This window comes from Streptomyces sp. BK022, from assembly GCF_004217355.1.
Classification (GTDB): Bacteria; Actinomycetota; Actinomycetes; order Streptomycetales; family Streptomycetaceae; genus Streptomyces; species Streptomyces griseoluteus.
The window spans coordinates 913,915-940,712 of the sequence record NZ_SHKU01000001.1 but is presented as its reverse complement, the minus strand read 5'-3'; the positions used below and the strand labels follow the sequence as shown (position 1 = coordinate 940,712).

At 73.6% G+C, this 26,798-nt stretch carries 27 protein-coding genes; 13 read left to right on the top strand and 14 right to left on the bottom strand.

From position 1 onward, the window contains the following. Positions 1 to 287 precede the first annotated feature (287 nt). The 4 genes from EV284_RS04350 to EV284_RS04335 all read left to right on the top strand — a co-directional run bounded on the left by EV284_RS04350 (position 288) and on the right by EV284_RS04335 (position 5,888). Positions 288 to 1,841, top strand: coding sequence for a phospholipid carrier-dependent glycosyltransferase (locus tag EV284_RS04350; protein WP_242625602.1), 1,554 nt, complete (start codon positions 288 to 290; stop codon positions 1,839 to 1,841). A gap of 54 nt (positions 1,842 to 1,895) precedes the next feature. After that, positions 1,896 to 2,837 carry a MurR/RpiR family transcriptional regulator gene (locus EV284_RS04345; RefSeq protein WP_130330369.1) on the top strand — a complete coding sequence of 314 codons (942 nt, stop codon included), beginning with the start codon at positions 1,896 to 1,898 and terminating at the stop codon, positions 2,835 to 2,837. 177 nt (positions 2,838 to 3,014) lie between these two features. Then, complete coding sequence (locus EV284_RS04340) at positions 3,015 to 3,395, top strand: hypothetical protein (protein WP_031179370.1); 381 nt, start codon at positions 3,015 to 3,017, stop codon at positions 3,393 to 3,395. Positions 3,396 to 3,542: 147 nt separating this feature from the next. Then, entirely contained in the window at positions 3,543 to 5,888 is a 2,346-nt protein-coding gene (locus tag EV284_RS04335; protein ID WP_130331084.1) for a SpoIIE family protein phosphatase, read from the top strand. Positions 5,889 to 5,892: 4 nt separating this feature from the next. Here EV284_RS04335 and EV284_RS04330 read toward each other — a convergent pair whose 3' ends face one another. Beyond that, positions 5,893 to 6,495, bottom strand: a complete 603-nt coding sequence (locus EV284_RS04330) for a peptidoglycan-binding protein (protein ID WP_130330367.1) — start codon at positions 6,493 to 6,495, stop codon at positions 5,893 to 5,895. A gap of 67 nt (positions 6,496 to 6,562) precedes the next feature. Beyond that, positions 6,563 to 7,414, bottom strand: coding sequence for a hypothetical protein (locus EV284_RS04325; protein WP_130330365.1), 852 nt, complete (start codon positions 7,412 to 7,414; stop codon positions 6,563 to 6,565). 165 nt (positions 7,415 to 7,579) lie between these two features. Between EV284_RS04325 and EV284_RS04320 the strand changes: the two genes are divergently transcribed. After that, positions 7,580 to 8,311: a TetR family transcriptional regulator gene (locus tag EV284_RS04320; RefSeq protein WP_130330363.1), complete on the top strand. Its 732-nt coding sequence runs from the start codon at positions 7,580 to 7,582 to the stop codon at positions 8,309 to 8,311. Between the two features lie 116 nt (positions 8,312 to 8,427). Next, the gene (locus EV284_RS04315) at positions 8,428 to 8,832 is read left to right on the top strand and encodes a zinc ribbon domain-containing protein (protein ID WP_130330361.1); all 405 of its coding nucleotides are present in this window, start codon (positions 8,428 to 8,430) and stop codon (positions 8,830 to 8,832) included. 13 nt (positions 8,833 to 8,845) lie between these two features. On the opposite strand, the gene EV284_RS04310 is transcribed toward EV284_RS04315, so the two are convergent. Next, complete coding sequence (locus tag EV284_RS04310) at positions 8,846 to 9,232, bottom strand: PPOX class F420-dependent oxidoreductase (protein WP_130330359.1); 387 nt, start codon at positions 9,230 to 9,232, stop codon at positions 8,846 to 8,848. Positions 9,233 to 9,374: 142 nt separating this feature from the next. On the opposite strand from EV284_RS04310, the gene EV284_RS04305 reads away from it, so the two are divergent. Next, positions 9,375 to 10,205: an SAM-dependent methyltransferase gene (locus tag EV284_RS04305; RefSeq protein ID WP_130330357.1), complete on the top strand. Its 831-nt coding sequence runs from the start codon at positions 9,375 to 9,377 to the stop codon at positions 10,203 to 10,205. A gap of 132 nt (positions 10,206 to 10,337) precedes the next feature. Beyond that, positions 10,338 to 11,711: a S1 family peptidase gene (locus EV284_RS04300; protein ID WP_130330355.1), complete on the top strand. Its 1,374-nt coding sequence runs from the start codon at positions 10,338 to 10,340 to the stop codon at positions 11,709 to 11,711. Positions 11,712 to 11,818: 107 nt separating this feature from the next. Here EV284_RS04300 and EV284_RS04295 read toward each other — a convergent pair whose 3' ends face one another. The 6 genes from EV284_RS04295 to EV284_RS04270 all read right to left on the bottom strand — a co-directional run bounded on the left by EV284_RS04295 (position 11,819) and on the right by EV284_RS04270 (position 16,051). After that, positions 11,819 to 12,004: a hypothetical protein gene (locus EV284_RS04295; RefSeq protein WP_086696398.1), complete on the bottom strand. Its 186-nt coding sequence runs from the start codon at positions 12,002 to 12,004 to the stop codon at positions 11,819 to 11,821. A 134-nt stretch (positions 12,005 to 12,138) separates the two neighbouring features. Beyond that, positions 12,139 to 12,834: a L,D-transpeptidase gene (locus tag EV284_RS04290; RefSeq protein ID WP_130330353.1), complete on the bottom strand. Its 696-nt coding sequence runs from the start codon at positions 12,832 to 12,834 to the stop codon at positions 12,139 to 12,141. A gap of 146 nt (positions 12,835 to 12,980) precedes the next feature. After that, the gene (locus tag EV284_RS04285) at positions 12,981 to 13,790 is read right to left on the bottom strand and encodes an SDR family NAD(P)-dependent oxidoreductase (protein WP_130330351.1); all 810 of its coding nucleotides are present in this window, start codon (positions 13,788 to 13,790) and stop codon (positions 12,981 to 12,983) included. 77 nt (positions 13,791 to 13,867) lie between these two features. Then, positions 13,868 to 14,497 (bottom strand): MBL fold metallo-hydrolase, encoded by a 630-nt coding sequence (locus EV284_RS04280; protein ID WP_130330349.1) that lies wholly within the window; start codon positions 14,495 to 14,497, stop codon positions 13,868 to 13,870. Further along, a complete protein-coding gene (locus EV284_RS04275; protein ID WP_130330347.1) occupies positions 14,497 to 15,585 on the bottom strand; it encodes an S-(hydroxymethyl)mycothiol dehydrogenase in 1,089 nt (362 codons plus the stop codon). Before EV284_RS04275 ends, EV284_RS04280 begins: the two co-directional genes overlap by 1 nt. A 166-nt stretch (positions 15,586 to 15,751) precedes the next feature. Next, complete coding sequence (locus EV284_RS04270; RefSeq protein ID WP_130330345.1) at positions 15,752 to 16,051, bottom strand: hypothetical protein; 300 nt, start codon at positions 16,049 to 16,051, stop codon at positions 15,752 to 15,754. A gap of 171 nt (positions 16,052 to 16,222) precedes the next feature. Between EV284_RS04270 and EV284_RS04265 the strand changes: the two genes are divergently transcribed. Together EV284_RS04265 and EV284_RS04260 are read left to right on the top strand one after the other, a co-directional pair. Beyond that, entirely contained in the window at positions 16,223 to 16,588 is a 366-nt protein-coding gene (locus EV284_RS04265; RefSeq protein ID WP_130330343.1) for a nuclear transport factor 2 family protein, read from the top strand. Then, positions 16,576 to 16,770: a hypothetical protein gene (locus tag EV284_RS04260; RefSeq protein ID WP_130330341.1), complete on the top strand. Its 195-nt coding sequence runs from the start codon at positions 16,576 to 16,578 to the stop codon at positions 16,768 to 16,770. The genes EV284_RS04265 and EV284_RS04260 overlap by 13 nt, the downstream gene beginning before the upstream one ends. A 5-nt stretch (positions 16,771 to 16,775) precedes the next feature. On the opposite strand, the gene EV284_RS04255 is transcribed toward EV284_RS04260, so the two are convergent. Next, entirely contained in the window at positions 16,776 to 17,801 is a 1,026-nt protein-coding gene (locus EV284_RS04255) for an alcohol dehydrogenase (RefSeq protein WP_130330339.1), read from the bottom strand. A 96-nt stretch (positions 17,802 to 17,897) separates the two neighbouring features. Beyond that, positions 17,898 to 18,392, bottom strand: coding sequence for a metallophosphoesterase (locus EV284_RS04250; protein ID WP_130330337.1), 495 nt, complete (start codon positions 18,390 to 18,392; stop codon positions 17,898 to 17,900). 89 nt (positions 18,393 to 18,481) lie between these two features. Here EV284_RS04250 and EV284_RS04245 point away from each other — a divergent pair, with 89 nt between their 5' ends. Continuing rightward, positions 18,482 to 18,919 carry a MarR family transcriptional regulator gene (locus tag EV284_RS04245; RefSeq protein WP_130330335.1) on the top strand — a complete coding sequence of 146 codons (438 nt, stop codon included), beginning with the start codon at positions 18,482 to 18,484 and terminating at the stop codon, positions 18,917 to 18,919. Between the two features lie 45 nt (positions 18,920 to 18,964). Further along, positions 18,965 to 19,549: a hydrolase gene (locus tag EV284_RS04240; protein ID WP_130330332.1), complete on the top strand. Its 585-nt coding sequence runs from the start codon at positions 18,965 to 18,967 to the stop codon at positions 19,547 to 19,549. A 60-nt stretch (positions 19,550 to 19,609) separates the two neighbouring features. Here the strand turns inward: EV284_RS04240 and EV284_RS04235 are convergent, their stop codons facing one another. Both EV284_RS04235 and EV284_RS04230 read right to left on the bottom strand, forming a co-directional pair. Continuing rightward, positions 19,610 to 19,879 carry a hypothetical protein gene (locus EV284_RS04235; protein WP_130330330.1) on the bottom strand — a complete coding sequence of 90 codons (270 nt, stop codon included), beginning with the start codon at positions 19,877 to 19,879 and terminating at the stop codon, positions 19,610 to 19,612. 125 nt (positions 19,880 to 20,004) lie between these two features. Continuing rightward, a complete protein-coding gene (locus EV284_RS04230; RefSeq protein ID WP_207228943.1) occupies positions 20,005 to 22,458 on the bottom strand; it encodes a SpoIIE family protein phosphatase in 2,454 nt (817 codons plus the stop codon). Positions 22,459 to 22,673: 215 nt separating this feature from the next. On the opposite strand from EV284_RS04230, the gene EV284_RS04225 reads away from it, so the two are divergent. Then, the gene (locus EV284_RS04225; protein ID WP_130330328.1) at positions 22,674 to 24,797 is read left to right on the top strand and encodes a SpoIIE family protein phosphatase; all 2,124 of its coding nucleotides are present in this window, start codon (positions 22,674 to 22,676) and stop codon (positions 24,795 to 24,797) included. A gap of 54 nt (positions 24,798 to 24,851) precedes the next feature. Here EV284_RS04225 and EV284_RS04220 read toward each other — a convergent pair whose 3' ends face one another. Then, positions 24,852 to 26,231, bottom strand: coding sequence for a S1 family peptidase (locus EV284_RS04220; protein WP_130330326.1), 1,380 nt, complete (start codon positions 26,229 to 26,231; stop codon positions 24,852 to 24,854). Positions 26,232 to 26,798: the final 567 nt, after the last annotated feature.

The following is a 26,798-nucleotide window of genomic DNA, read 5'->3' as shown; positions in this document are numbered from 1 at the left end:
GCGCCCGCCGGGGCCCGTATCCGTGGGTGCGCGGCGGAGGGTCCGCCGAGGGGACCGGTGGGGGCGGTGGCGCCGCCGGTCGCGGGAACGGTGCGCGGACACGGCCCCCGAGGGGGCGGATCGGCACCGGGACCGGTGCGGCCCGTGCCACCGTGGGGCGGATGATGGCGAGCGAACACCTCGGGACCGGGACGATCCCCGCACCGGCGCCCCCGGCACCACCGCTCCCCCGCCCCCGTGACCGCCGTTGGCTGGTGCCGTTGCTGGTGACGCTGCTCCTGGCCCAGATGGCGGCCGCGATGGCCGCCACGGCCCTCAGGCAGACGCCCACCATCGACGAGCCGGTGTACGTGGTCACCGCCACCGACTACCTCCACGAGCACCGGCTGCGCTACAACCCCGAGCATCCGCCGCTCGGCAAGCTCCTGATCGCGGCCGGGATCGCGGTGGCCGCTCCGCACTACGACCCCGGCTTCTCCGGCACCCAGGGCGAGGCGGGGCGCCATCTCCTGTACGAGTCGGGGAACGACCCCTGGCGGCTGATGCTGTGGGCCCGGCTGCCGGTGATCGCGCTGACGCTGCTCGGCGGGCTGGTGGTGTTCGCCTTCGCACGGGACCTGGCGGGGCGGGCGGCCGGTCTGGTGGCCCTCGCGCTGTACGCCTTCTGCCCCGATGTGGTCGCGCACGGCTCGCTGGCCACCCTGGACCTCCCGATGACCGCCTTCCTGCTGACCTCGGTCTGGCTGGCCTGGCGGGCGCGGAACCGGCCCTGGCTGTACGTGCCGCTCGCGGGTGCGGCGCTGGGCGCGGCGGTGGCCACGAAGATGAGCGCGCTGCCCGCGATCCCGCTGCTGATGCTGCTGGCCGCCTGGTCGGTCCGGCACGCGCGGGCCGGTGCCGGACGGCGGCCGAGGGCGCTGTCGGCGCTCGGGGGCGCGGCCGTCGTGCTGGCGGTGGCGCTGGCCGTCGTCTGGGCCACCTATCTGGCCGTCGACCCCCGGCTCGGGTTCGCGCCCGCGGAGCCGATCCCTCCGCTGGCGGGCAAGCGGGCGCTGGTGAGCGGTCTGCTGCCGCTGCCGCCCGCCTACGGCGCCGGGCTGCGCCTGCAGTTCTCCATGGAGTACTACCCGTGGGAGGGCTTCCTCTTCGGCCGGGTGTACACCGGCACCCTCTGGTACTACCTGCCGGTGGCCCTCCTGGTGAAGACCCCGCTCGGCCTCCTGGCCCTGGGCGCGGCCGGCGCCGCGACCGTCCTGGCGGTGCCCCGCCTGCGCCCCGCGGCCCCCTACCTGCTGCTGCCGCCCGCGCTGCTGCTGGCGGTCGCGACGACGGGCGCGCGGGACTTCGGCACCCGGTACGCGCTGTTCGTCCCGGTGTTCCTGGCGCTGGCCGGGGGGTGCGTCACGCTCTGGCGGCGCCGGTGGGCCGGAGCGCCGGCCGGGGTGCTGGTGCTGGTGCTGTGGGTGGTGGCGAGCTCGCTGCGGACGTTCCCGTACTACCTGCCCTACGCCAACGAGGCGTTCGGCGGCCCCGCGCGGACGCACCGGCTGCTGCACGACTCCAACGTGGACTGGGGCCAGGACCTCGGCGCCCTCGCGGACCGGCTGCGCGAGCGGTACCCGGGGGAGCGGGTGTGGCTGGTCTACAAGGGCAGCGGGGTCCCGTCGTACTACGGCATCCACGCGGGCGCTCCCCTCTCGGTGCCGCCGGAGCGGGTGCGGGGGCTGCTGGTGGTGTCGGACTCCGCCGCCGCCAAGGCGCGGGGGCGGCTGGCGGAGCTGATCCGCACGAGCCGCCCGGTCGACGACGTGGGGCACTCGATCACGGTGTACCGGCGCTGACCCCGCGCACCGACACGCGGTGCCACCAGGAGGGGTGAGCTATGTTGGCTCGTCGTGGGAGACAAAGTCGACGGTCCGGCGGCCTCGCCGCAACAGGCACGCGCCCAGGCATCAGCGATCACCTCGGGCGGCTCTGCCACGGGCACCGAGGCCGCGCCGACCTCCCAGCTCCGGGCCCTGTTCGACGGGCCCCGGCTCTCCCCCGGACAGCGCCGGGTGGCCCAGTACCTGATCGAGCACCTCACCGAGGCCGCGTTCCTGTCCATCACCGAGCTGGCCGACCGGGCCGGGGTGAGCCAGCCCTCGGTGACCCGGTTCGCCTCCGCGGTCGGCTTCAGCGGATATCCGGCGCTGCGGGAGCGGCTGCAGTCGATCGCGCTGGGCGCGCTGGCGGGCGGTCCGAGCGAGGAGGACCGGGCGAACGAGCTGCAGGCCGCCGTGGACGCGGAGATCCAGAACCTGGAGCATCTGCGCCGCGACCTGGCCGACCCCGACCGGGTGGTCCGGGTGGGCCGCGAGCTGTCGCGCTCCGCCCCGCTGACCGTGCTGGGGCTGCGCATCTCGGGGTCGCTGGCGGAGTACTTCGGGTACGCGGCCCGGCGCATCCACCCCGATGTACGGCTGGTGACGCGGGGCGGCAGCGTGGCGTGCGACGCGCTGCTCCAGTCCCGTGAGGCGGGCGGCACCTGGGTGCTGGCGTTCGCCATGCCCCGGCACGCGCAGGAGACGCTCGCCGCGCTGCGGGTGGCGCGGGAGGCGGGACTGAAGGTCGCGTTGATCACCGACCTCGCGCTCGGGCCGCTGGCGGAGGAGGCCGACGTCACCTTCGCCACCGGCACCGGCTCCCGGCTGGTCTTCGACTCCTACGCCGCCCCCGGTCTGCTGGCCGCCGCGCTGCTCCAGGCGATGACCGACGCCGACCCCGAGCGCACCCAGGCCCGGCTGGAACAGTACGAGCAGGTCGCCGACCAGCAGCAGTTCTTCCTGCGGGACTGATCCGGCACGGGGCGGCGCCGACCCCGGCCCGGATGAATGTTTTCATCCGTCTTGAAAAGCGGTTGGCATATATAAATACTGCTCACGGATTCCGTGGCGTCCCCGCCCGGCCCGCCGGGGCCAGGGCCGCCCCCACCCGTCGGACGCCCTCTCCGGCGACGAGGCATACCGGAAGCGATGAGCATGCCGATCACCACCACGCGCATCAGCCCCGACTGGCCCTGCCAGGTGAAGCAGCCGGGCAGCTACGACTGGGAACGCTCAGCGGCCAAGTGGCTGCGCGAACTGATCCCGGCGCGCTACGCCAGCTATCCGGCGCTGATCCGGCACCCCGTGCTGCTGGCCCGGCACGCGGGGCTCCAGGTCCAGCAGGAGATCCGGGTGGCACGCACCGCGCTGCAGACCGCCCGCGCCGAACTGCCGATGCTCGGGCTGCCGGAGTCGGTCATCGAGCACACCATCAAGCTGTACGCCGCCGAGCTGCTCCAGCTCCAGCACATCGCGCGCAGCGTGCGCGCCGTCTCCGAGGCGCTGGGCACCCGTGGTACCGGCCGCTGACCCCGCGCCTCGCGCCCCCGCTGACCTCGCGCCTCGCGCCCCCGGTCCGGCACCCGCCGCCCCTGAGGGGACCGGCAGGCCCGGACAAGTGAGCGAACGGCCGGGGTGTGCCATGCTCGTCGCGTGACGAGCGAGCCCACCCCTTCCATGGAAACCGGTTTCGGCGCTGACGTGGCGGCGCTGGCCAAGGTCGTGGCCCGACAGCGCGCCGAGCTGGAGCGGCTGCGGGACCTCACCGCCTCCTCGGCGGTGCTGGAACGCGCCAAGGGGGCGCTGATGGCTCTCACCGGCCGGTCCGCCGACGCCGCTCACGAGGAACTGCTCGCCCGCGCCGAGGCCGGGCACCGCACCCTGATCGAGGAGTGCTGGCTCACACTGGGCACGCTGGAGCACGCGAAGTCGGGCGGGCCGGATACCTACCCGGCCGATGCGCCGGAGCCGGTGTCCGCCTCCCGCAAGCCCGCGCCGACCACGCCCGGCGACCTCGCGGACGTCCTGGCCGACCTGGGCCGGGCCCTGGTCCGGGTCGGCTCGCCGCAGGAGCTGGCCGGGTGCCTGCTGCGCCACCTGAGCCCGAACGCGGCGGTCGACGCCGTCCTGCTGTACCAGCACCGGCCCGAGGACGGCCTCGAACTCATCGGGTACGCGGGTGTCGACGCCGCCCTCGCCGGGCGCTGGCGCCACCTGCCCGAGGCGCACAGGCTCGCCCCGCTGGAGTGCCTGCGCACCGGCGCGCCGCGCTGGCTGGAGAACCTCGCCGAGGACCGGCGCCACTACATGCTCCTGGACCCCTCCGAGCGGTGGCTGTCGCGGGCCTGGCTGCCGGTGCCGCAGGGGCTGGGCTCGGGCGTGGCACTCGGCGTACTGCGTGCTCAAGAAGGGCCGTTCGAGCCCCGTGAGCGGCAACTGCTGCTGGGCGCGGCCCGGTTGTGCGCGGGGCGGCTGCGGGCCTTCGACGCGGACCGCGCCGCCGACGCGAGCGGCACCGCCCCGCACGTGCAGATGGTGCTCGACGCGCTGCCGGGTGCCACGATCCTGCTGCGTCCGCTGCGCGCCGCGTCCGGCGCGGTCGAGGACTACCGGATCGAGGCCGTGAGCCCGGAGGCGGTCGACGTGTTCGGCAACACCGGGCGCGACATGCTCGGCCGGCAGATCCTGGAGAGCTATCCCAGTGTCGCGGGCGAGCAGTTGTGGCACGGCTATCTCTCGGCACTCACCACGGGCGTGCCCTTCGAGAGCGCGCCGTTCGCCTACCAGGACGTGGTGGACGGCGTACCGGTGACCGCCACCTACTCCGTGCGGGCGACGCCGCTGGGCGACGAGCTGCTGGTGACCTGGCAGCGCCTGGACCCGGTGGACCGGCAGGAGCAGCGGCTGTGGGACGTGCAGCGGCTGGGCAATCTGGGCTGGGCCAACTGGAACCTGGTCACCGGCGAGATCTCCTGGTCCGCGCAGACGTACGCCGTGCTCGGTCTCAACGCGGCACGCGGGCCGGTGCCGCTGGCGGAGCTGCCCGCGCTGGTGGAGCCGCAGGACGCGGCTCCGCTGCGCGCCGCGATCGACCAACTCGTCCGCCACGCACGCCCCTTCGACGTTCCCTTCCGGATCGACACGCCGAGTGGGGTGCGGCACCTGCGGATCGTCGCGGAGGCGGTGACCGAGCCGGACGGCACACCCGCCGAGGTGCACGGGTTCGTACAGAACCTCACCGCCCAGCGCAGCGCCGAGCTCGCGCTGGTCGAGAGCGAGCGGGCGATGCTGCTCCAGCGCGGGGTGCTCCAGGCCGAGCGGGCACTGGCCGACCGGCTGCAGCACGCGCTGCTGCCCCTGCCGGCCGGACCGGTCGGCCTGGCCGGGCTGCGGGTGGAAGTCGCCTATCTGCCCGCCCAGTCGGGCATCCAGGTCGGCGGCGACTGGTTCAGCGCGATCGAGCTCTCCGACGACGCGGCCCTGTTCGTGGTCGGCGACGTGGCGGGGCACGGCATCGGGGCGGTGGCCACGATGGCCCAGCTCCGCTTCACCGCCAAGGGCATGGTGGGTACGGGCTCCTCGCTGACCGGGGCGCTGACCCGGCTGAACACCCTGCTGCTGCACTCACGGGACGGCCGCTCCACCGCCACCATGGTCCTCGCCCGCTACGACCCCACGACCCGCGTACTGACGTGGGCCCAGGCCGGGCACCCGCCGCCGCTGCTGGTGCGCGGGGGCACGGCGCACTTCCTCACCCGGCCCGTCGGCATGCTGCTCGGCGCGAGCGCGACCCCGGTGTTCGACTCCGCCGAGGCCCGGCTGGAGCCCGGCGACCGGCTGCTGCTGTTCACCGACGGTCTCGTGGAGCGCCCCGGCGAGGACGTCCTCATGGGCTTCGCCCGGCTCGCCGACACGGTCCTCACCAAGGGTGACGACAGTCTGGACTCGCTGCTCGCCTCGATGCTGGTGGACGAGCACCGGGACGACGTGTGCGTGGTGGACATCCGGTTCCCGGAGGAGTGAGGGATCAGCCGGTGCGGGACTCCAGGTCCCGGCGGGTGTCGTCGCCGTAGACGCCCCTCTCGTCGCCGCGGACCCCGTACCAGAGCTGGAACCGCGCCACGGCTTCGGTGAGTGGGGCGTCGTAGGGGCCGGTGGCGGAGCCGTCCCGGAAGACGTCGGGGATGCGGAGGAGGCGCCGGCGCAGCTCGGTGACCTCGGGACCGGAGTCGCCCTGGCGGAGGGTGCCGGGGCCGTCGGGGTCGGCGGTCGTGGCGCGGGCCGTGGCCGGGGCGGGTGCGGGTGCCGGGCGCGCGGTGGACTCCTGACGGTCGGGGAGCAGGAGGGCGCAGCCGAAGCCGGCCAGGGCGGCCGCCGCCAGCGCCGCCGCGACGGCCGGGCGCCGCCGACGCGGCCCCGTGACCGCCGGGTCCTCGGCCGGGACCGGCGGCAGTTCTTCGGTGTCCTCCTCGGCCCCGGCGGGCGGCTCGGCCCGTGCCCGCTCCCCCGGTTCCGGCATCAGCTCGCGCATCAGCTCCGCGAGGGCGTCGGTGGGGCGGGCACGCAGGACGCGTACGGGTTCCACGACCCTCGCGGGGCGCGGGCGTTCGGGATCGGGGGGTGTCGGCACGCTGCTCTCCTTCCGTCCCTCGCCGGGGGATACGGAGCGCGGGGCGGCGCCGTTCAGCGGGCCCCTGTCACGCCGGGGCCAGGGCACCCGCCAGCACGAAACGGCTCAGGGACGCGGTGAACGTGCCCACGAACGCGTCCTGCTCCTCCTCGGGCAGGACGTCCAGGGAGAGATAGGGGTTCAGGTCCTCCAGCTCGACCAGCAGCAGCTCGCCCTCCAGGGTGCGGCAGGCGTCGACGCGCTGGATGCCGAAGCCGAGGCCGTTCCAGTCGACGAAGCCGCGCGCGAACTCCAGGTCGGCGGCGGTCGCCCGGTACGGCCGCAGGTCCCAGCGGTCGCGGGGGTCGGGGGCGTAGAGGGCGTACTGGAAGTCGTCGTCCACGAAGTAGAAGGACACCTCGTGGACGAATTCGATGTGCGGCTGGACCAGGACCGAGCCGTCCGCCACCGGCGCCTCGGCCACGCGGCCGGCCGGGACGGTGCGCAGGCCGAGGGAGTCCGCGCCGTAGGTAGGCTTGACCACGTACCGGTCGGCGGCGGGCAGCCGGTGCAGGTCCTCGGCACGGTCGACGGTGGGGATGACCGGGAGTCCGGCCTCGGTGAGGTCGAGCAGATACCCCTTGCCGGCCATGTCGGCCTTGCCGGTCAGCGGGTTGTAGACGCGGGCGCCGGTCTCCAGGGCGCGGGCCCGGAACGCCTCGTACTCGGCGTGGTAGCCCAGCACGGGGCCGCTGTTGCGGACCACGACGGCGTCGAAGCCGTCCATCAGCGCGGCCGCGTCCATCGGGTGACAGAGGGCGAGGTCGAAGTGGTCGCGCAGCCGGGAGGTGAGGAAGACGTCCTCGTCGCCGTAGCGACGCCCGCGGGCCGGGTACGCCAGGTCGGTGACGTAGAGCAGGCGGGGGCGGGCGGAGGGCATACGGGATCTCCTCGTACGGGCCGGGTGCCGACAGGGTGGAGAAAGGTTACGTCGCAGCAGGTGGACGATGATCGCCGGGCCCGCACGGAGCACTCGGTTCCCTCGCGTGGCCCTGTTGGCTGCACTCAGTGCCAGGCGCGGCCACCGGATGCTACGTTCCCGTCCATGAGCACCAGCAGTGCGGCGCCGCCCGCGAAGCCGCCGATGCGCGACGCCCTGGTGGCGGCCGCCTTCCAGCTCTTCCTGGAGCGCGGGTACGAGCAGACCACGGTGGACGACATCGTGGCGCTGGCGGAGGTCGGACGGCGGTCGTTCTTCCGCTACTTCCCCTCCAAGGAGGACGTGGTCTTCCCCGACCACGAGAGCTGCCTCGCCGACATGACCGCGTTCCTCGCGGCGGGCGAGAGCGACGCGGAGCCGGTGCGGCGGGTGTGCGACGCGGCCCGGCTGGTGCTGCGCATGTACGCGGAGAACCCGGCGTTCTCGGTCCAGCGCTACCGGCTGACCCGCCGGGTGCCGGGGCTGCGGGCGTACGAGCTGTCGGTCGTCTGGCGCTACGAGCGGGCACTCGCCGCGTATCTGCGCGGGAGGTTCGCGGACCTCCCGGACGGCACGCTGCGCGCGGACGTGATCGCGGCCGCGGTGGTCGCCGCGCACAACAACGCCCTGCGCTCGTGGCTGCGTTCGGACGGCAAGGGGGACGCGGAGACGGCCGTGGACCACGCGCTGGGCTGCGTCCAGGCGGCGTTCGCCGACGCGCCGGCCCGGCCCGCGCCCTCCCCCTTCCCGCCCGAGTCGCCGCGCCCGGACGACGTGGTGGTGCTGGTGGCCCGCAGGGACGCCCCGCTCTGGCAGGTGGTGCGGCAGTTCGAGGCGGCCCGGGGCGAGAGCCGGTAATTAAGGGTACGCAGTGCCTTTACGAGTGACACTGAGTGCCATACGCTGTCGCCCGTGCACGGTGGCACGGCATCGGGCACGAGCGGATTCCGGCCCAGTGCAGGGAGTTGACGAGCGTGTACCACCACTCAGCAGGAACGGCCCAGCCGGGGGCGGGCTCGGCGAGCCTCCTCACCGAACGCCCCGCCGACTCCCTCGAGTACCAGCGCTGCGGCTGGTGCGGCACCGCGATGTACCACCGGCTGCTGTGTCCGGTCTGCCAGGGCAGCGACCTGCGCACCGAGCGCAGCGAGGGCATCGGCACGGTCCGCCACTCCACCACCGTCCACCGCAACACCCCCGCCGCCCGCAACGTCTCCCTCGTCGAACTCGCCGAGGGTTTCGTCGTGCGCGGCCGCGTCATGGGCCCCCTGATCGGCATCCACAGCGGCGACCGGGTCCGCCTGTCGACGGCCGAGGACCCGGTACGCGGCGAACCGGTCTTCCAGCTGCTGGACGAGTCGTGCCGGGCGTGGACCTGAAGCGGTCGGCCGGCTAGGACGGAAAGGTCACCCGGATTCCCACCGTGCCCTCGGTCCCCCGTCGCAGCCTGCTGCCCAGCAGGGTGAGGCGGCCCGCGATGCCGTACTTGCGGGCGATCAGGGCGCGGTAGCGGGCCGTGGTGGCGGGGTCGGCGATCTCGGCGTGCGCGGGGTGCGGGGCGCCGGTCGGGCGGCCGCGCATGTCGCAGGGACCCACCAGGACGTCCGCGCGGCGGCGGATGCGCTTGACCTTGTAGCTGTCGGCGGCGGTCCAGACGCCGAGGGCGTCGCCGTCGGGGACGACCCAGACCGGGGTGGCCACCGCGGTGCCGTCCTTGCGGTAGCTGGTGACCAGCAGATACTTGCCCGAGCCGAGCCGGGACACAAGCGCGTCTTCCATGGCTCGGAGTCTACGAGGCGGGCCACCGGCGGGCCGCGCGGACACCCCCAATGCCGCGGACCTGCGGCGCGGAACAACTCCGGCGTCTAGATTGCGTCTTGACCGGTACCTCCCGTCCCAGGCACCCCAGGAGCTGACCCCCGTGACCGACAACCCGGCCGCCACCAACGACGTGGCCGTGTCCCTGCGCGCCCGCATCAACACCGGCCAGCCGCACACCGCCCGCATCTGGAACTACTGGCTCGGCGGCAAGGACAACTACGAGGTCGACCGCGCGGCCGGCGACCAGATCCGCCAACTGCACCCCGGCATCGGGGAGTACGCCCGCCACGACCGCCTCTTCCTGGGCCGCGCCGTGCGTCATCTGGTCGGCGACCTCGGCATCCGGCAGTTCCTGGACATCGGCACCGGCCTGCCCACCGCCGACAACACGCACGAGGTCGCGCAGAGCGTGGCCCCGGAGACGCGGGTCGTCTACGTCGACAACGACCCGCTGGTCCTCACCCACGCCCGCGCCCTGCTCACCAGCACCCCGGAGGGCCGTACCGACTACCTGGACGAGGATCTGCGCAACATCGACGCGATCTTCGAACATGCGTCGAAGACACTGGACTTCAGCCGGCCGGTGGCCCTGATGCTGCTCGGCGTGGTCATCTTCATCGGCGACGACGAGGACCCGTACGGCCTGGTACGGCAGTTGGTGGACCGGCTGCCGGCCGGGAGCCACCTGGTGCTGTCGCACACCGTCACCAGCCCCTCGATGCCGGACGTGGACGAGGCGGTGAAGTTCTGGAACGAGCACGGCACGCCCAAGCTCACCCAGCGCACCCCCGAGGACGTGACCCGCTTCTTCGACGGTCTGGAGCTGCTGGAGCCGGGCGTGGTGTCCTGCTCGCGCTGGCGTCCCGAGGGCGCCGGGGACGCCGAGCCGGAGGAGGTCGCCATGTTCGGCGGGGTGGCCCGCAAGAACTGACCCCGCCGGGCGGAATCGTGCCGTCCGGTGAACACTCCCGGCCCCGGTCCCGTACTGACGGGGGGCGCTCGCGACCGGAGGGCCCCGTGCCGCCGGTCCGGGCGGTGCGCGCTCGGGGTTCGGGAGTCTGGCATGAGGCACGCACGACGGCGGGTCGTCCGGCGAGTGACACGGCTGGCGGCGGTCGGCGGACTCCTCCTGGGAGGAGGGATGGTCGCGCAGGCCGCCATGGCGAGCGAGACCCCGGCCACGCCGGCGGCCACCTTCAGCGCGGCCGGTACGGCCGGGACCAAGGGCGCCGCACTCGCGGAGCGGCTCGGCACCGCCCGCTCGGCGGGCAACTGGGTGGACGCGCAGGGCCGTCCGGTCGTCGCCGTGACCGACGAGCGGGCGGCCGCCGAGGTACGCGCGGCCGGAGCGCGGGCGAAGGTCGTCGGACACAGCATGAACGAGCTGAAGTCCGCCACCACCGCGCTGCGTTCGGCCCCGCGCGTGCCGGGAACCGCCTGGGCGGTGGACTACCGCACCAACCGGATCGTGGTGAGCGGGGACCGCACGGTCTCGTCCGGCGACTGGACGAAGATGACGCAGGTCGCCTCGCGCATCGGTGACTTCGTGACGATGCGACGGACCGGGGGCAGGTTCACCACCCGGCTCAACGGCGCCCAGCCGATCCTCTCGACCGGCGGTCGCTGCTCGGCCGGGTTCAACGTGAGCGACGGACAGCGGGACTTCATCCTCACGGCCGGGCACTGCGGGCCGACCGGCTCCATCTGGTTCGCGGACGGCCAGGGCACCCGGCAGCTCGGCGCGACGGTGAAGAGCAGCTTCCCCGGCGGCGACTTCTCCCTCGTCCAGTACGACACCGACAAGGCCGGCCAGGGCGCCGACGTGGTCGCGGTCGGCGGCGGCAAGGGCGTCCGCATCACCGGCGCGGGCGACGCGGCCGTGGGCCAGCGGGTGTTCCGCAGCGGCAGCACCAGCGGGCTGCACGACGGGCAGGTGACCGCGCTCAACGCGACCGTGAACTACCCCGAGGGCACCGTCACCGGCCTGATCGAGACCGATGTCTGCGCCGAACCCGGGGACAGCGGAGGCCCGATGTTCTCCGAGGGTGTCGCCCTCGGCGTCACCTCGGGCGGCAACGGCGACTGCACCACGGGCGGGACGACCTTCTTCCAGCCGGTGACCAAGGCGCTCACCGCCCTGAACGTGAAGCTCATCACCGCGACGCCGCCCCCCGGCGCCCAGAGCGCCGCCCCCGCCCCCACGACGGAGGCCGGCCAGAGCGGGATGACGCCGAGCGCGGCCCGCCCCGGCTCCTCGGCCCCGGTCACCGGCGTGGACGGACAGACCCTGCTGGCCCGCCTCACCGACACCCGCAACGTCGGCCCCGGACTGCTGGTGATCGCGGGGAGCGTGATCGCGCTGGTCGCCACCCGGTACATCCGTGCCGAGCAGGACCGCAAGGCGTACCAGCGGTACTACTCGGCGACCTGGAACTGAGTCCCGGCCGAGGCGGTCGCGGCGGCCGAGGAGACGGGCACGGCAGACGAGGGCACCCGGTCACGGGTGCCCTCTGGGCGGTTCGACGGTGGCTCTGCGGGGTCCGGTCAGACCGGGCGGCGCGGCGTCGGGGCCGCGGCGGCCCACTCCATCACGAGGCGCTGGTACTCCGCGCGCTGCTCGCTGGTCAGGATGCCGCCCGACCGGCGCCACAGGGCCCGGATCTCCTCGTTGACCTCCGCGGCCGAGCGCCCGCAGGAGGCTTCAGCAGTGGTGGACATGGTGTGAAGCATAGGCCGGTCCCCGTGAAGGCGCCGTGAATAAGTACGTGCGATTCGGGCATTTCGGACCGTGTTGCTCATCACGTCAAGAAGCCGTGCGGAAGGGCGAGTTCGGCTCGGCCCGCCCGTCCGCACGCGGGCCGTGCTCAGGTGCCGGGCTTGCGGCCGTAGACGAAGACGTCGTCGCCGTTCTTCAGCAGCGACCAGTACTTCTTCGCGTCCTTCGTGGTCATGTTCACACAGCCGTGGGAGCCCGGCGGGTTCCACATGCTGAGACCGACGGAGTGGAAGGCCTGGCCGCCGTCGAAGAACTGGCTGTAGGGCATCGGCACGTCGTAGAGGTTGGAGACGTGGTCGATGTCACGCCAGTAGACCTTCTTCAGACCGGTGCGGGTCTCGTACTTGTCGCGGCCGGTGCGCACCGGGACGGGGCCGTAGACCAGCTTCTTGCCGTCCTGGACCCAGCTGAGCTGCAGGGTGAGGTTCACACAGGCGATGCGGCCCTTGTTCACCGGGCACTTGCCGTCCTTGTTGGGGTTCTTCCCCACGGCCTTCTGCCGGTTCATGAGGTCCATCACACCCCAGGTGACGGGTCCGGCGTAGCCGATGTTGGGGGTGATGCCGTGCTTGTTCTGGAAGCTGCGGATGGCCGAGCAGTCCCCCGAGGACTGCTTGCCATCCACCGTGCGGCCGAGGAACCGCTCGACCTGCTTTTGGTACGGGCCCGCCTTGGTGGTGCAGCTCGCGGCCTGGGCCGGAGTGGCGGTGGCGGCGATGGTGAGCGGCGCGACCAGCGCGCCGATCCCGAGTGCCACGGCTCCCCGTCTGCGTATGTCGCCCATGGTCGGCCCCATCCCTTCTCCCCTGCGGGTCCCGGGACGTCCCCCGGGGTTGTCTGCCCCGCTCGTCCGTGGGGCTTTCGGCCTACTAGACCGGCTCGTCGGCCGGATGGTTGCGTTTCCGGCATGCTGTGACGAAACGGTGAACTTTATCCCGGTCCGCCGCGGCTCCCGTCCATCGCGGTCCTGAACCCGGTGTGCACCGAGGTGAGGCCGCCGTCGACGACGAGGGTGGTTCCGGTGATCCAGGCGGCGTCGCGGGAGGCGAGGAAGGCGACGGCCGCCGCGATGTCCCCGGGCTCGCCGACCCGGCCGAGCGGGTAGCAGTCGCGTACGGCGTCCAGGTCGTCGTCGCGGCCCTCCCAGGCGGAGGTGCGCACGGTGCCCGGCGCGACCAGGTTGACCCGGACCCCGCGGGCGGCCGAGCGGCCGGCGAGGGTGCGGGTGAGGGAGCCGAGGCCGGCCTTGGCGGCGCTGTAGGCGTGGTTGCCGAAGTCCATCAGGCCGTTGACCGAGCCGATGCTCACGATGGCGCCGCGTCCGGAGGCGGCGAGGTGGGGCAGCGCGGCCTGGCAGCAGCGGCGGACGCCGCCCAGGGTGATGTCGAGGTCACGGGCCCAGGACTCGTCCGGGTCGTCCTCGAACTTCGTGCCCGCGTCCGGTGAGCAGTGGGCGGCGCAGTTCACCAGCACGTCGAGCGAGCCGAAGGCGTCGACCGCGTGGGCCACAGCCGCCTCCACCGAGGCCCGGTCGGCCACGTCGCACACCGACGCCTCGGCGGTGAGCCCCTGTTGGCGCAGCGAGTCGGCGGTCCGCTCGGCCTCGGGTGCGTCCTGGTCGGTGACCAGGACGCGGGCGCCCTCCTGGGCGAGGCGCCGGGCGACGGCGGCGCCGATGCCCCGGCCCGCGCCCGTGACGAGGGCCGCGTGGCCCGTGAAGCGATGGGTGAGATCGGTCATGGGCCGACGGTAGGGCAGCGGGGACCGCCGCGACAGAGGCTGTGCGGCCGCGGCGGTCCCCGCTCAGGCGGTGCGGATCAGTGACCCCGCTCGATCCACTCCTGGAGGTGACCCGACTCCTCGCCGATCGTCGTCGGGTCGCCGTGGCCGGTGAGCACCTTGGTCTGTGGGGGCAGGGTGAGCAGCCGGTCCCGGATCGAGTCGATGATCGTCGGGAAGTGCGAGTACGACCGCCCGGTGGCGCCGGGGCCGCCCTGGAAGAGGGTGTCGCCGCTGAACACCGCGCCGAGGCCGGGGTCGTAGAGGCAGACGGCGCCGGGGGCGTGGCCGGGCGTGTGCAGCACGGTCAGGTCGGCTCCTGCGGCCTCCAGCACCTGACCGTCGACCAGGTGCTCGTCGGGCTCGCGGTCGGGGTGGGTGAGCCGCCAGAGCGGCAGGTCGTCCGGGTGGAGCCAGATCGTGGCACCGGTCAGCTCGGCGAGGGCGGGGGCCGCGTTCACATGGTCGTTGTGCGCGTGGGTGCACACGATCGCGGTGAGCCGGCGGTCGCCCACGGCCGCGACGATGGCCTGGGCGTCGTGCGCGGGGTCGATGACGACGGCCTCGTGGTCGTCGCCGACGATCCACACGTTGTTGTCGACGTCCCAGCTTCCGCCGTCGAGAGTGAACTGGCCGGAGGTGACGAGGCGTTCGATACGGGCGGTCATCAGAACTCCACCACCGAGCGCAGCACGTCGCCGTGCTGCATCCGCTCGAACGCCTGCTCCACCTCGTCCAGTCGGATGGTCTCGGAGACGAACGCGTCCAGCGGCAGGCGCCCCTGGAGGTGCAGGTCGATCAGCACCGGGAAGTCCCGCGAGGGCAGACAGTCGCCGTACCAGGAGGACTTGAGGGAGCCGCCGCGGCCGAACACGTCCAGCAGGGGCAGTTCGAGCTTCATCTCCGGCGTGGGCACGCCGACCAGGACGACGGTGCCGGCCAGGTCCCGGGCGTAGAAGGCCTGCCGGTAGGTCTCCGGACGGCCGACCGCGTCGATCACCACGTCGGCGCCGAAACCGCCGGTGAGTTCGCGGATCGCCTCGACCGGGTCGGTCTCCTTGGAGTTGACCGTGTGGGTGGCGCCCAGCGTGCGCGCCTTCTGCAGCTTCCGGTCGTCGATGTCAACAGCGATGATCTTCACGGCCCCGGCCAGCGCGGCCCCGGCGATGGCCGCGTCCCCGACGCCGCCGCAGCCGATGACGGCGACGGAGTCGCCCCGGCCGACGTTGCCGGTGTTGATGGCCGCGCCGATGCCCGCCATGACACCGCAGCCGAGCAGTCCGGCGACGGCCGGGGAGACCTCGGGGTCGACCTTGGTGCACTGGCCGGCCGCGACGAGCGTCTTCTCGGCGAAGGCGCCGATGCCGAGGGCGGGGGTGAGTTCCTGGCCGGTGGAGGCCAGGGTCATCTTCTGCTTCGCGTTGTGGGTGTTGAAGCAGTACCAGGGGCGTCCCCGCAGACAGGCACGACAATTGCCGCACACCGCACGCCAGTTGAGGATGACGAAGTCACCGGGTGCCACGTCGGTGACGCCCTCGCCGACCGACTCCACGACACCGGCGGCCTCGTGGCCCAGCAGGAAGGGGTAGTCGTCGGAGATTCCGCCCTGCTTGTAGTGCAGGTCGGTGTGGCAGACCCCGCACGCCTGGATGTCCACGACGGCCTCGCCGGGGCCCGGATCGGGGATCACGATCGTCTCGATCCGTACCGGCTCGTCCTTCCCCGGTGCGACGACGCCGCGTACTTCCTGCGCCATGGTCAGGCCCCTTTCCATCGGTGTTCCGCTCGTGCCGACCCTACGCCACCGGAGATCCGCGGGGAGGTTCCGTGAGGGCGTGGACCAGCGGGTTTCCCGGCACGAGCGAGGGCCGCCCGGTCACGGACGGCCCTCGCGGGTACGGCTGTTCAGACCCGGCTCGGCCCTAGAGGCCGGGGAGCAGGCCGGTCACGGGGGCGGCGAGGTCGGTGAGCTGGTGCAGTTCGTTCAGCCGGTTCAGCTCGCTCACCTGGTTCAGGCCGCGCAACTGCTCGCCGACGCGCGGGACCTGGCTCTGGGCCTGGGGCGGGAGTTCGCTGAGGGCGACGTCGTCCAGCACGGTCATCGGGTTGAGCTGCCCGCCTGCCGGTGCGGCGGCGTCGGCCGCGTTCGCCAGGGGTGCGGCAAGGCCCGTGACACCGACGGCCAGACCGACGGCGGCGACGATGCGTCGTGTTGAGATCATGCCTGGAGCAACGTCCGTACCCCCGTGCCGGACACGGGCGGCGGCCGTGGCTCACCCGACAGGCGGACCCGGTCGCCTGCGTTTGCCGTCGCCGCCGGGGCGGAGGAGTCTCGGATGTGGGCCCCCGCGGTCCGCCGCCCGCCGGGCCGCGGGCGTACGAAGGAGGTCACCATGGCGAGCAAGAAGGATTCCGCCTTCACCACGGAGGCACTGCGCGAGGCCATCGAAGCGGACTCGGGAGACGGCCTGCTCGCGCTGTACGAGGACGACGCGCAGATCCGTGTCATCGACCAGGCCGACCAGCCGAGCCACCCCAAGGTGCTGCGCGGAAGGGGCGAGATCGAGGAGATGCTCGCCGACATCTACAGCCGCGAGATGATCCACCGGCTCGACCAGTGCGTCATCGACGGCGACCACGCGGCGTTCACCGAGTCGTGCCAGTACCCCAACGGCAACAAGGTCTACGCCGAGTCGATGGTCACCCTGCGCGACGGCCGGATCTCGGAACAGATCCTCATCCAGGCATGGGACGAGTAGGTGCGAGGCTCGCGCGGGTCCAGGTCAGCTCCCGGCTGACCTGGACCTTCTCGGCCCGGCTGGGACCGGGTCCGCCGCCGGGCGGGAGTTCCCGGCGGTGGAGCGTGCTGCCCGGTCCGGTCCGGCTGGTGCTGGCGGTGCTGCGGGCGGTGCGGCCGGGTCTGCCGCACCGGCACCGCTGAGCGGGTCAGGTGGTGAGAACCATCCGGAAGCGGGCCTTGCCCGCGAGCATCTTCTGGAAGGCGGACTCGACGTCGTCGAGCGGCACGGTCTCGCTCATCGGGCGGATGCCGTGCAGGGCGCTGAACTCCAAGGTGTCCTGCACGTCCTGGGAGGTGCCGGAGGGGTGGCCCCTGACCTCACGGCCGGCCATCAGGAGCTGGACCGGGCTGATGTCGATCGGCTCCATGGTGGCGCCGATGACGACGAGCTGGCCGCGTGGGGCGAGGCCGTCCACGGTGGCCGACATGGCATCGGAGTTCCCGGCGGTGGCCAGCACCACCTTGGCACCGCCCAGCGCCTGGAGCGCCTCGGCGACCGCGGTCCCGGAGGTGCTGTCGATGTAGTGGTGGGCGCCCAGTTCCCGCGCGAAGTCCTCCTTCTCGGCGCCGCGTGCGATGGCGACGGTCTCGAACCCCATCGCGGCCGCGTACCGCACCCCGAGGTGCCCCAGACCGCCGACCCCGAGAACCGCGACCAGGTCTCCGCCGGGCCGGGCGTCGGTGCGCCGCAGGGCGTTGAAGGTGGTGACGCCCGCGCAGGCCATGGGCCCCGCGTCGACGGCGTCCAGTCCCTCGGGGATGCGGGCGAGGGCGTCGACGGGCACGATCACCTGCTCGGCGAAGCCGCCGTCGTAGGCCCAGCCGGGCACCTGGAGGCGGACGCAGGTGATGAAGTCGCCCTCGCGGCACGGCTTGCACCAGCCGCAGCTCCCGCCGAACCAGCCGACCGCGACCCGGTCCCCGACCTTCCAGTCCCGGTCCGCCGTACCCTCCCCCAGCTCGGCGATCCGCCCGGCGATCTCGTGCCCGGCCACCTCGGGGAAGGAGATGCCCGGCAGCCCGCCCTCGACGAACATGGCGTCGCTGTGGCAGATCCCGCACGCCTCCACGGCGATCCGCACATGGCCGGGGCCCGGCTGCCGCACCTCCCGTTCGACCAGCTCGAAGCCGCCGCCGGGTTCGGTCACCTGCGCCACTCGATACGTACTCATACGCCTCTCCGGAGAACGTCGGGAAGGCCCGCCCGGGCCTTCGCTCCAGCAGACCAGCAGTACCCCGATCGCGCGCGCCGAGGCGGGGAACCGGGCTCAGGGAAGGGTGTGCAAGGTGACGTCGGCCAGGACGCCGTCCGCCACGGTGGCGGTCAGGTAGGTGGCGTGCGGCTGGCGTCGGCGGTCGGTCGGGGAGCCGGGGTTGAGCAGGCGGAGGCCGCCGGGGGCGGTGGTGTCCCAGGGGATGTGGCTGTGCCCGAAGACCAGGACGTCCAGGCCGGGGAAGCGCTCGGCGCAGCGGGCCTCGCGGCCTCGGGTGGGCCCGGTCTCGTGCACCACGCCGAAGCGCAGGCCGCCCAGCTCGGCGTGGGCCACCTCGGGCAGCCGGGCGCGCAGGTCGTCGCCGTCGTTGTTGCCGTACACGCCGACCAGGCGGCGGCTCTCGGACTCCAGCAGGTCGAGGGTGGCGGTGTCCACCCAGTCGCCGGCGTGGAACACCACGTCCGCGTGCGGGAGTTCGGCGAGGAGGCGGTCTGGGAGCCGCTTGGCCCGCTTCGGGAGGTGGGTGTCGGACATGAGGAGGAGGCGCACGTCTCCAGCCTAGGGAAAGCACAATGGACAGGTAAAACTGAACAGCTCGAACTGGACAGGCTGGGCTGACGTTCTCTACGGTGGCGGGCATGGTCCAGATGTCCGGTTCGGCCGCCCGCGCGGCGCGCGAGCTGCGGGTGGTGTTCAGCCGGCTGCGGCGCCGTATCCGTGAGGTGGCGCGGGACGCCGATCTCACGCCCCCGCAGGAGTCCGCGCTCTCCCTGGTCGGCAAGCACGGCGCGGCCACGGCGAGCGCGCTCGCGGCGGCCGAGGGCGTTCGTCCGCAGTCCATGGCGGCCACGCTCGCCGCGCTGGACCAGCAGGGACTCATCCGCCGCGCCCCCGACCCGGACGACGGCCGCCGTCAGCTCGTCACCCTCACCGAGGCGGGCCGGGCCCGCGTCGAGGGCAACCGGCAACTGCGTGAGGAGTGGCTCGCCCGCGCCTTCCAGGACCGGTTCACCGAGGAGGAGCGGGAGACGGTGCTGACCGCGCTGGAGCTGCTGGAGCGGCTGTCCCGCCCCTGAACACCGGGCCCTCCCCGGCCCCCACCCTTCTCGAAAGGCCGACGCATGTCCGTCACCACGCTCGACCCCCGTACCGCCCTCGTCGTGATCGACCTCCAGGCCGGGATCACGGCGATGCCCGTCCAGCCGCACAGCGCCGCCGACGTGGTGGCCCGCAGTGCCGAGCTGGCCGACGCCTTCCGCGCCCGTGACCTGCCCGTGGTGCTGGTCCGGGTGTCCTTCGCCGCCGACGGCGCGGACGCGGTGCCCGGCCGCACCGAGCGCCAGGCGCGCGGCCTGTCCTTCCCCGAGGGCTGGGACGTGATCGTGGACGAGCTGACCGGCCACGCCGGGGACGTCCTGGTCACCAAGCACAACTGGAGCGCCCTCTTCGGCACCGACCTGGAGGTGCAGCTCCGCCGCCGGGGCGTCACGCAGATCGTGCTCACCGGCATCGCCACCAGCATCGGCGTGGAGTCCACCGCCCGTGACGCGTACGCGGCCGGCTACCACGTCACCCTGGCCACCGACGCCATGGCCGACGCCGACGCGGACGCGCACGCCAACAGCGTCGAGCGGATCTTCCCCCGCCTCGGTGAGAGCGGTACGACGGCGGAGATCCTCGAACTGCTGGCCAAGACCCACGCCTGAGCACGCCCGGACGGCCCGGCACCCACGGGGGTGCCGGGCCTTTCCGCCGCCGTCGTCCGGTCAGTCCCCGGCGGCCGCGGCGCGCTCCACCTCGGCCTCGACCTCGGCGCGGGGCCGTCCGGTGTCCCGGGCGTACTCGCTGAGCGCGGTCTGCACGTCGCGGGCCAGGTCGCGCCAGGCGCGCAGGGCGGTCTCGTACGTCCCGGACTGCGCGCCGGTCATCGCCCGCTCGGCCGGGGGACCGTAGGTGTCCCGCAGTCCCTCCACCGTGGCGTGGGCCGCGGCCGCCGCGCGCTGCTTCTGGACCAGTTCTTCGAAGGTGTGTGCCACACCAACCGACCCTAGGCACGCGGGGCGAACCCGCCACTCGGGGCCGCCGTCCGCGCTGTCCGCCAGGGCCGGTCTCCCGGCGTCGTCGCCCGCCTCGTCGAGGTCTCTCATCCCCCACCCGCCCCTCACGCCTCGTCCGTCACCAGCTCCGCCCACACCTGCTTGCCGCCGCTGACCGGGACGGTCCCCCAGGCGTGCGAGACCGCCTCGACCAGCAGGATGCCCCGGCCGCCGGTGGCCTCCCAGCCGACGCTGGTCGGCTTGAGGGGCCCGCGCGGCGAGGAGTCGGTGACCGCGATGCGCAGCCGGTGCCCGACCAGGCTGAGGTCGAGCCGTACCTGCCCCTCGGTGTGCACGAGGGCGTTGGTGACCAGCTCGGACACCACCAGCAGCGCGGTGTCGGCGGTGTCCCTCGGCAGCTCCCAGGCGCGCAGGGTGCGGCGGACGAAACGCCGGGCGTGCCGTACCGCCTCCGGGACCCGCCACACGCTCCAGCTCTCGCGGCGCGGGCGCACGGCCATGCCGTCGTAGCGGACCAGCAGCAGCGCCACGTCGTCGCCCCGGTGCGCGCCCGCCAGCAGGGCGTCGGCGGTCTGGCCGAGGTGGACGGGATCGGCGGCGGCGAGGTCGCGGGCGAGCCGGTCCATGCCGGTGTCGAGGTCCGTGCCGGACGACTCGACCAGGCCGTCGGTGGTCAGCGCGAGGACCGTGCCGGCCTTGAGTCTCAGCGGCGTCATCGGGTACTCCGCCCGGGTGAGGACCCCGAGCGGCGGTCCGCCCTCGGCCTCCACGATCTCGGTGCTGCCGTCCGGGTGGCGCAGCACCGGCTGCGGGTGCCCGGCGCGTACGCAGAGGGCGGTGCCCTGCTCCATGTCGATGTCGACGTAGACGCAGGTGGCGAAGAGGTCGGTCTCCATGTCCAGGAGCAGCCGGTTGGCGTGGGCCGCGACCACGTCGGGAGGGTGGCCCTCGGCCGCGTAGGCGCGCAGGGCGGTGCGCATCTGGCCCATCAGGGTGGCGGCGCCCGCGTTGTGTCCCTGGACGTCGCCGATGACGAAGGCCACGTGGTTGTCGGCGAGCGGGATCACGTCGTACCAGTCACCGCCGACCTCCAGGCCCTCGGTGGCGGGCAGGTACCGGGCGACGGCCTCGGCGCCGGGCAGGCGGGGCAGCCGGTGGGGCAGCAGGGTGCGCTGGAGCATGCCGACGAGTTCGTGCTCGGCGTCGAAGGCGTGGGCGCGTCGCAGGGCCTGTCCGGCGAGGGCGGCACAGGCGGTGAGCAGGGCGCGTTCGTCGGGGGCGAACTCGTGCGGGCGGTCCCAGCCGATCAGGCAGGCCCCGGCCATCCGGCCGCCCGCGGGCAGCGGCAGCACCGCCAGGCCGCCGGGGCCGACTCCGGCGAGGCTCGGCTCCAGGGCGGAGCCGGCGGGCCAGATGTGGGCGCGGCCGTCGCGCAGGGCGGCGGCGAGGGCGGGCATGGCGCGTACGGGGGCGTCGGGCCACTCCCCGCGCCACTCGGCCCGCCAGAGTTCGGGCCACGCCTCGGGTTCGGGCGGGTCGAGGACGGTGACCACGAGCCGGTCGTTCTCCAGTTCGGCCAGGGCGATGCGGTCGGCGCGCAGCGGCTTGCGCAGGGCGTCGACGACGGCGTGCCCCACGTCCTTCACGGTGCCCGCCGTGGCGAGGTCGGCGGCGAGGCGCTGGACGCGCGCCACGTCGGTGACGTCGGAGCGCAGCTTGGTGGCGTCCGCGACGGTGCCGGCCAGCCGTGCGGGCCTGCCCTCCCCGCCGGGCAGCAGCCGTCCGCGCAGCCGGAGCCAGCGGAGCGCCCCGGACGGCTGCCGGACGCGGAACTCCAGCTCGCGCTCGTCCAGCGACATGTGGCCGGGCTCCACCACCGACATCAGCGCGGGCAGGTCCTCGGGCACCGTGAGCCGGAGCAGCGTCTCCACCTTGCCGTCGAAGTCGTCGCGCCCTATGCCGAAGAGCCGCAGTATCTCGTCGCCGACCTCCACCCGCCCGGTGTCCATGGCGAGGCTGAAGGCGTCCGGGGCCAGTTCGCGGGAGTCGGCGGGGCCGGGCTCGGGGACGGCGACGGCGCGGGCGATGAGTTCCAGCGCGGCCCTCTCCCCCGCGTCGAACCCCTCGGGCCGTTCCGCGACCGCCAGCAGCGAGCCGCCGCCGGGCCCGGCGAGGGGCAGGGCGGCGAGGGAGAAGTCGGGTGCCGGGGTACGGCGGCCCTCGGCCCGGTCGGCCACTTCGCCGGGGCCGAGCCAGAGGGGGCGGCCGGTGCGGTGGGCCCCGGCGACCGGGGCGCCGCCGCCCGCGGGGTAGCTGTCGCGCAGGCCGTACAGCGAGCCGGGCAGTCCGACGGACTCGGCCAGGCACAGCACTGCGGGGTCGTCACCGGGGGCGTACACGCCGGCGAACGAGGCGCCGGCGAGGACGAGGGCCTGTTCCAGGACGCGGCGGAGCCGGTCGGAGGAGGGGGGCGCGGCCATGAGTGTGGCGAGGACGTGCTCGGCACGCCCGGCTCCCGTCCTGCGCACCGCAGCACCCTCACCCACCACGTTGGCCATTACAGCGCGTGCGGGCGCGTGGCGCAGCCCCTGTGCACCGACCACGCGCGGTTTTTCCCTACCGCGCGATTGGCCCGTAAGCCTCATGCATGCGTGTACCGGCCTTTTCCGCCGCTCGGCATGAGCGGCGTCGGGAGGGGGTACTCGGCGTGTCTCCCAGAGCTGGGACTCGTCCGCAGTCCGGGGCGCGAGGGCCGTACGAGGAGGTGGTCGGCGTGTCCGACACGCCGGACCCCGCGCGGGAGACGGCGGAGGCGGGACGGCCGCCGCTGTCGGTCGCCCTGACCGCGATGATGGAGGACGTGGGCGCGCACTCGGGCGCGGTCTACCTGCTGCGGCCCGATGTGCCCGTGCTGGAGATGGCGGTGATGGCGGGCCTGCCCAGGGCGTTCGCCGCGCCGTGGGAGCGGGTCGGGGTGAGCGCGCCCATCCCGGTCGCGCAGGCGGTGCGGCAGCGGCGGCCGGTGTGGGTCGGCGGCGGCGAGGAGATGGCACGCCGCTTCCCGCGCATCGCGATGGTGCTGCCGTACCCCTTCGCGCTGGCGGCGCTGCCGCTGGCCACGGACGACGCCGTGCTCGGCTCGGTGTTCGTGACCTGGCCGGCCGGGCACGGCCCGGAGCTGACCGAGCGGGAGCGGACGCTGCTGGCGGCGGGGTGCGAGCGGCTGACCCGGGTGCTGGCGCGGGCGTCGGCCGGGAATCTGTCGCTGGGCTCCGAACGGGATCTGGTGGCGACACCGGACGCGGCCGTCGTGGACACGCTGGGACCGGTTGAGGCGGCGCGGATGGTGGCCCGGCTGCCGTACGGGCTGGTGTCGCTCGACCTGCACGGCCGGATCGGCCACGTCAACGCGGCCGCCGCGGAGCTCCTCGGCCGACCCGCCGCCGAACTGCTCGGCACGCTGCCCTGGGTGTCGGTGCCGTGGCTGAACGATCCGCTGTACGAGGACCGTTACCGGGCCGCGCTGATCAGCCGCCGTCCGGCCTCCTTCGTGGCCCTGCGGCCACCCGGCCACTGGCTGTCCTTCCGGCTCTATCCGGGCAGCACCGGGGTGAGCGTGCGCATCACGCGGGTCCGGGTGCTGACCGAGCGCACGCGTGTGCCGGCCGGGGCGCGGCCGCACCGGCTGGTGACGATCTCGCGGCTGCTGAGCCTGACGGGGGCGCTGACGGAGGCGGTGGCGGTCGAGGATCTCGTCCAGCTGGTCGCGGACGAGGTGGGTCCGGCGGTCGGCAGTCACGCGCTGATGCTGCTCGCCGCCGAGGAGGGGCGGATGCGGGTGCTCGGGCACCGCGGCTACCGGGACGAGCGGGTGGCCGGCTGGTTCGACGGGATGCCGCTGAGCGAACGCACCCCGGGCACCCAGGCGCTGAGCAGTGGAGTGCCGGCGTTCTTCGAGTCTCTGGAGCAGTTGGAGCGGCTGTATCCCGTGCGACGCGAGTCCCGTGACGGCTTCTCGGCGTGGGCCTTTCTGCCGTTGGTCGCGTCCGGGCGCCCGGTGGGGACGTGTGTGCTGGCGTACGCCGAGCCGCGTTCCTTCCCCGCCGAGGAGCGGGCGGTGCTGACCAGCCTGGGCGGGCTGATCGCCCAGGCGCTGGAGCGGACGATGCTGTACGACGCCAAGCACCGGCTGGCGCACGGGCTCCAGGAGGCGCTGCTGCCGCACTCGCTGTCCCCGCCGCCCGGCATCGAGGCCGCCGCGCGCTATCTCCCGGCGACACGGGGCATGGACATCGGCGGCGATTTCTACGACCTGGTGCCGACCCGGCCGCGGGCGTCCGCGGTGATCGGCGACGTGCAGGGGCACAACGTGACGGCGGCGGCGCTGATGGGCCAGATCCGCACCGGTGTCCGCGCGTACAGCACGGTGGGGCAGGCACCGGGCGAGGTGATGCGCAGCATCAACCGGCTGCTGATCGACCTCGGTACCGAGCTGTTCGCCAGTTGCCTCTATCTGCGCCTCGACCCCGCGCACGGCCGTGCCGTGATGGCGCGGGCCGGTCATCCGCCGCCGCTGCTCAGACGTCCGGACGGGCGGGTACGGGTGCTGGACCTGGCCGGGGGCCCGCTGCTCGGCATCGACTCGGAGGCGGCCTACCCGACGACGGAGGTGCCGCTCACCCCGGGCTCGGTGCTCGCCCTTTATACGGACGGACTGGTGGAGTCGCCCGGTGTGGACATCGAGGACGCGCTGACCGACCTGGGCGCGCTGTTCTCCGAGGCGGGCGACGGTCCGCTGGAGGAACTGGCGGACGCGCTGGTCCGGCACGGCACGGCGGGGCGGGACCGGGTGGACGACGTGGCGGTGCTGCTGCTCCGGGCGCAGGACGGTATGTGAGCGTCCGCCGCGCAAAGGGTCCGGCCCCTCCGCCGAAGGGCCGGACCCGGTCGGTCAGTTGGAGGCGGTTCCGCCCTGCTGACGGTTGCGGTGGTGGTGCTTGGTGCCCTGCTCCTGAGCGGCTCCCGCACCCGCGCCGGCCTGGTCGTCGGCGCCGCCGATCTGGTCACCGCCCGCCTGGTCACCGGCACCGGCACCGGACTGGTCCCCGGCACCCGCCTGGTCGCCCGCGCCGGACTGGTCCCCGGCGCCCGCCTGGTCGCCAGCACCCGCCTGGCCGTCACCGGCACCGGCACCCGCGCCCCCGTCGCCGAGGGTGGCGCCCGTGGCCGCGAGGGCGGCGGTGACCGGCTGGAAGAAGGTCTCGCCGCCGCTGGTGCAGTCGCCGCTGCCGCCGGAGGTCAGGCCGATCGCCGCGCCCTCCTGGGTGAACAGCGAGCCGCCGCTGTCGCCGGGCTCGGCGCACACGTCGGTCTGGATGAGTCCGGTGACGGTGTCGACACCGTTCGGGTCGGTCTCGCTCTGGAAGTTCACGGTGGCGTCCAGGCCGGTGACCTGGCCGTCGTGCAGCCCGGTGGTGGAGCCCATCCGGAACACGGTGGAGCCGACGGTGGCCTCGGCGGCCTGGGTGATCGCCACGACCTGGCCGTTGCCCGCGTTGACCTCGCTGGGCGCCTGGGTCGCCGGGTCGTCGTACTTGACGAGGGAGAAGTCGCCCTCGCCGGGGAAGGTGGCCTGGTCGACGGTGGCGATGGGCTGCCCCGTCTGCGAGTCGGACCACTCCTTGGCCGCGACCCCGCAGTGACCGGCGGTCAGGAAGGCGGGGCTGCCGTCGGAGGCGGTGACGTTGAAGCCGAGGGAGCAGCGGACGCCGCCGCCCTGCACCTGGGAGAAGATCGCGTCGCCGCCGGAGACGAAGGTCTTGAAGGTGCCGCCGGTCTTCTTCAGCGTGGCCGTGCCGGACCCGAGACCGTCGACGGTCGACTCCAGCCGGTCCCACTTGGCGCCGGTCACCGTGGAGTCGGCGCTGACGATCACCTTGTTGGTGCGCGGGTCGACGGCCCAGGCGGTACCGGGGATGGCCGCCTTGGTCCGCAGGGTCCGCGCGGCGGACTGGAGGTCGGCGGTGCTGTTCTCCACCTGCCGTACGACGGCGCCCGCACTCTTCGCACGTGCGACGGCGGCACCGTCACCGACGGCGTTGACGACGAGCTGCCGCTTGGCGCTGTCGTAGTAGGAGCCGGCGAACTGGCCGCCCAGGGACTGCTTCAACTGGGCGGCGAGGGTGGTCGCGTCGGTGGCCTTGAGGGTCCTCGCGGTGCCCGTCGCGGCCGTGTCCTTGTCCTGGGACGCGTTGGCGTTGGGCAGCAGCAGGGCCGCCGCTCCGAGCGCCGCGACACCGCCGACCGCTATCGCGGCCTTCCTCTTGGGCATGCGCTTGTGACTCAACTTCTCGACCTCCTGGGTGCGGGGGTCTGCCGCTGTCGGGCAGTTCGTAGGGGGGTGCCGGCTGGCTACAGGTACGGGCGGTCCGCCCGGCGCGTTCAATCCCGATTGCCAACTTCGTTGTGCGGGTGGGGAATCAGCCACGCCCACGCCTCTTCTGACACACCGGCACCTCGGTCACCCCTTGTCACGACCGGGTCGCCCTGCGTCCAACACCGGTAACGGAATCCCGGCTTCAGGGAATCTGCACATCCCGCACCCAGGCGGGGCACGGACCGAGGGGTCCGCGCGCCGGTACGGGTGCCCCGGACATGCCTTTGGAGAGGTGTGCCGGATTCGCGTTACCGGCGGTAGTGGAGACGGTGCGACGACGGCGCGGGGAATGTGGAGGAAAACCGCCCAGGGAGTGCGCCTCCCTGCACGAATGACCCCCACCCTGCACCGAACTCGCTGGTGAGAGCCCTGAGTAAGTGGAACCGGGCGCGGCGTGCGTGCTTTGATCCATCGCATCGCAGGAACCGCCCCATGGCTGCCGGAGACGGCGGCCGGAAGGTC

Coding starts and splice junctions, on each gene's coding strand:
- EV284_RS04255 (WP_130330339.1), bottom strand. CDS start 17,801: ATGAGTACGTATCGAGTGGCGCAGGTGACCGAACCCGGCGGCGGCTTC.
- EV284_RS04295 (WP_086696398.1), bottom strand. CDS start 12,004: ATGCTTCACACCATGTCCACCACTGCTGAAGCCTCCTGCGGGCGCTCG.
- EV284_RS04300 (WP_130330355.1), top strand. CDS start 10,338: ATGAGGCACGCACGACGGCGGGTCGTCCGGCGAGTGACACGGCTGGCG.
- EV284_RS04230 (WP_207228943.1), bottom strand. CDS start 22,458: ATGGCCAACGTGGTGGGTGAGGGTGCTGCGGTGCGCAGGACGGGAGCC.
- EV284_RS04320 (WP_130330363.1), top strand. CDS start 7,580: ATGAGCACCAGCAGTGCGGCGCCGCCCGCGAAGCCGCCGATGCGCGAC.
- EV284_RS04325 (WP_130330365.1), bottom strand. CDS start 7,414: ATGCCCTCCGCCCGCCCCCGCCTGCTCTACGTCACCGACCTGGCGTAC.
- EV284_RS04265 (WP_130330343.1), top strand. CDS start 16,223: ATGGCGAGCAAGAAGGATTCCGCCTTCACCACGGAGGCACTGCGCGAG.
- EV284_RS04335 (WP_130331084.1), top strand. CDS start 3,543: ATGGAAACCGGTTTCGGCGCTGACGTGGCGGCGCTGGCCAAGGTCGTG.
- EV284_RS04280 (WP_130330349.1), bottom strand. CDS start 14,497: ATGACCGCCCGTATCGAACGCCTCGTCACCTCCGGCCAGTTCACTCTC.
- EV284_RS04310 (WP_130330359.1), bottom strand. CDS start 9,232: ATGGAAGACGCGCTTGTGTCCCGGCTCGGCTCGGGCAAGTATCTGCTG.
- EV284_RS04275 (WP_130330347.1), bottom strand. CDS start 15,585: ATGGCGCAGGAAGTACGCGGCGTCGTCGCACCGGGGAAGGACGAGCCG.
- EV284_RS04220 (WP_130330326.1), bottom strand. CDS start 26,231: ATGCCCAAGAGGAAGGCCGCGATAGCGGTCGGCGGTGTCGCGGCGCTC.
- EV284_RS04240 (WP_130330332.1), top strand. CDS start 18,965: ATGTCCGTCACCACGCTCGACCCCCGTACCGCCCTCGTCGTGATCGAC.
- EV284_RS04350 (WP_242625602.1), top strand. CDS start 288: ATGGCGGCCGCGATGGCCGCCACGGCCCTCAGGCAGACGCCCACCATC.
- EV284_RS04340 (WP_031179370.1), top strand. CDS start 3,015: ATGAGCATGCCGATCACCACCACGCGCATCAGCCCCGACTGGCCCTGC.
- EV284_RS04285 (WP_130330351.1), bottom strand. CDS start 13,790: ATGACCGATCTCACCCATCGCTTCACGGGCCACGCGGCCCTCGTCACG.
- EV284_RS04290 (WP_130330353.1), bottom strand. CDS start 12,834: ATGGGCGACATACGCAGACGGGGAGCCGTGGCACTCGGGATCGGCGCG.
- EV284_RS04260 (WP_130330341.1), top strand. CDS start 16,576: ATGGGACGAGTAGGTGCGAGGCTCGCGCGGGTCCAGGTCAGCTCCCGG.
- EV284_RS04245 (WP_130330335.1), top strand. CDS start 18,482: ATGGTCCAGATGTCCGGTTCGGCCGCCCGCGCGGCGCGCGAGCTGCGG.
- EV284_RS04270 (WP_130330345.1), bottom strand. CDS start 16,051: ATGATCTCAACACGACGCATCGTCGCCGCCGTCGGTCTGGCCGTCGGT.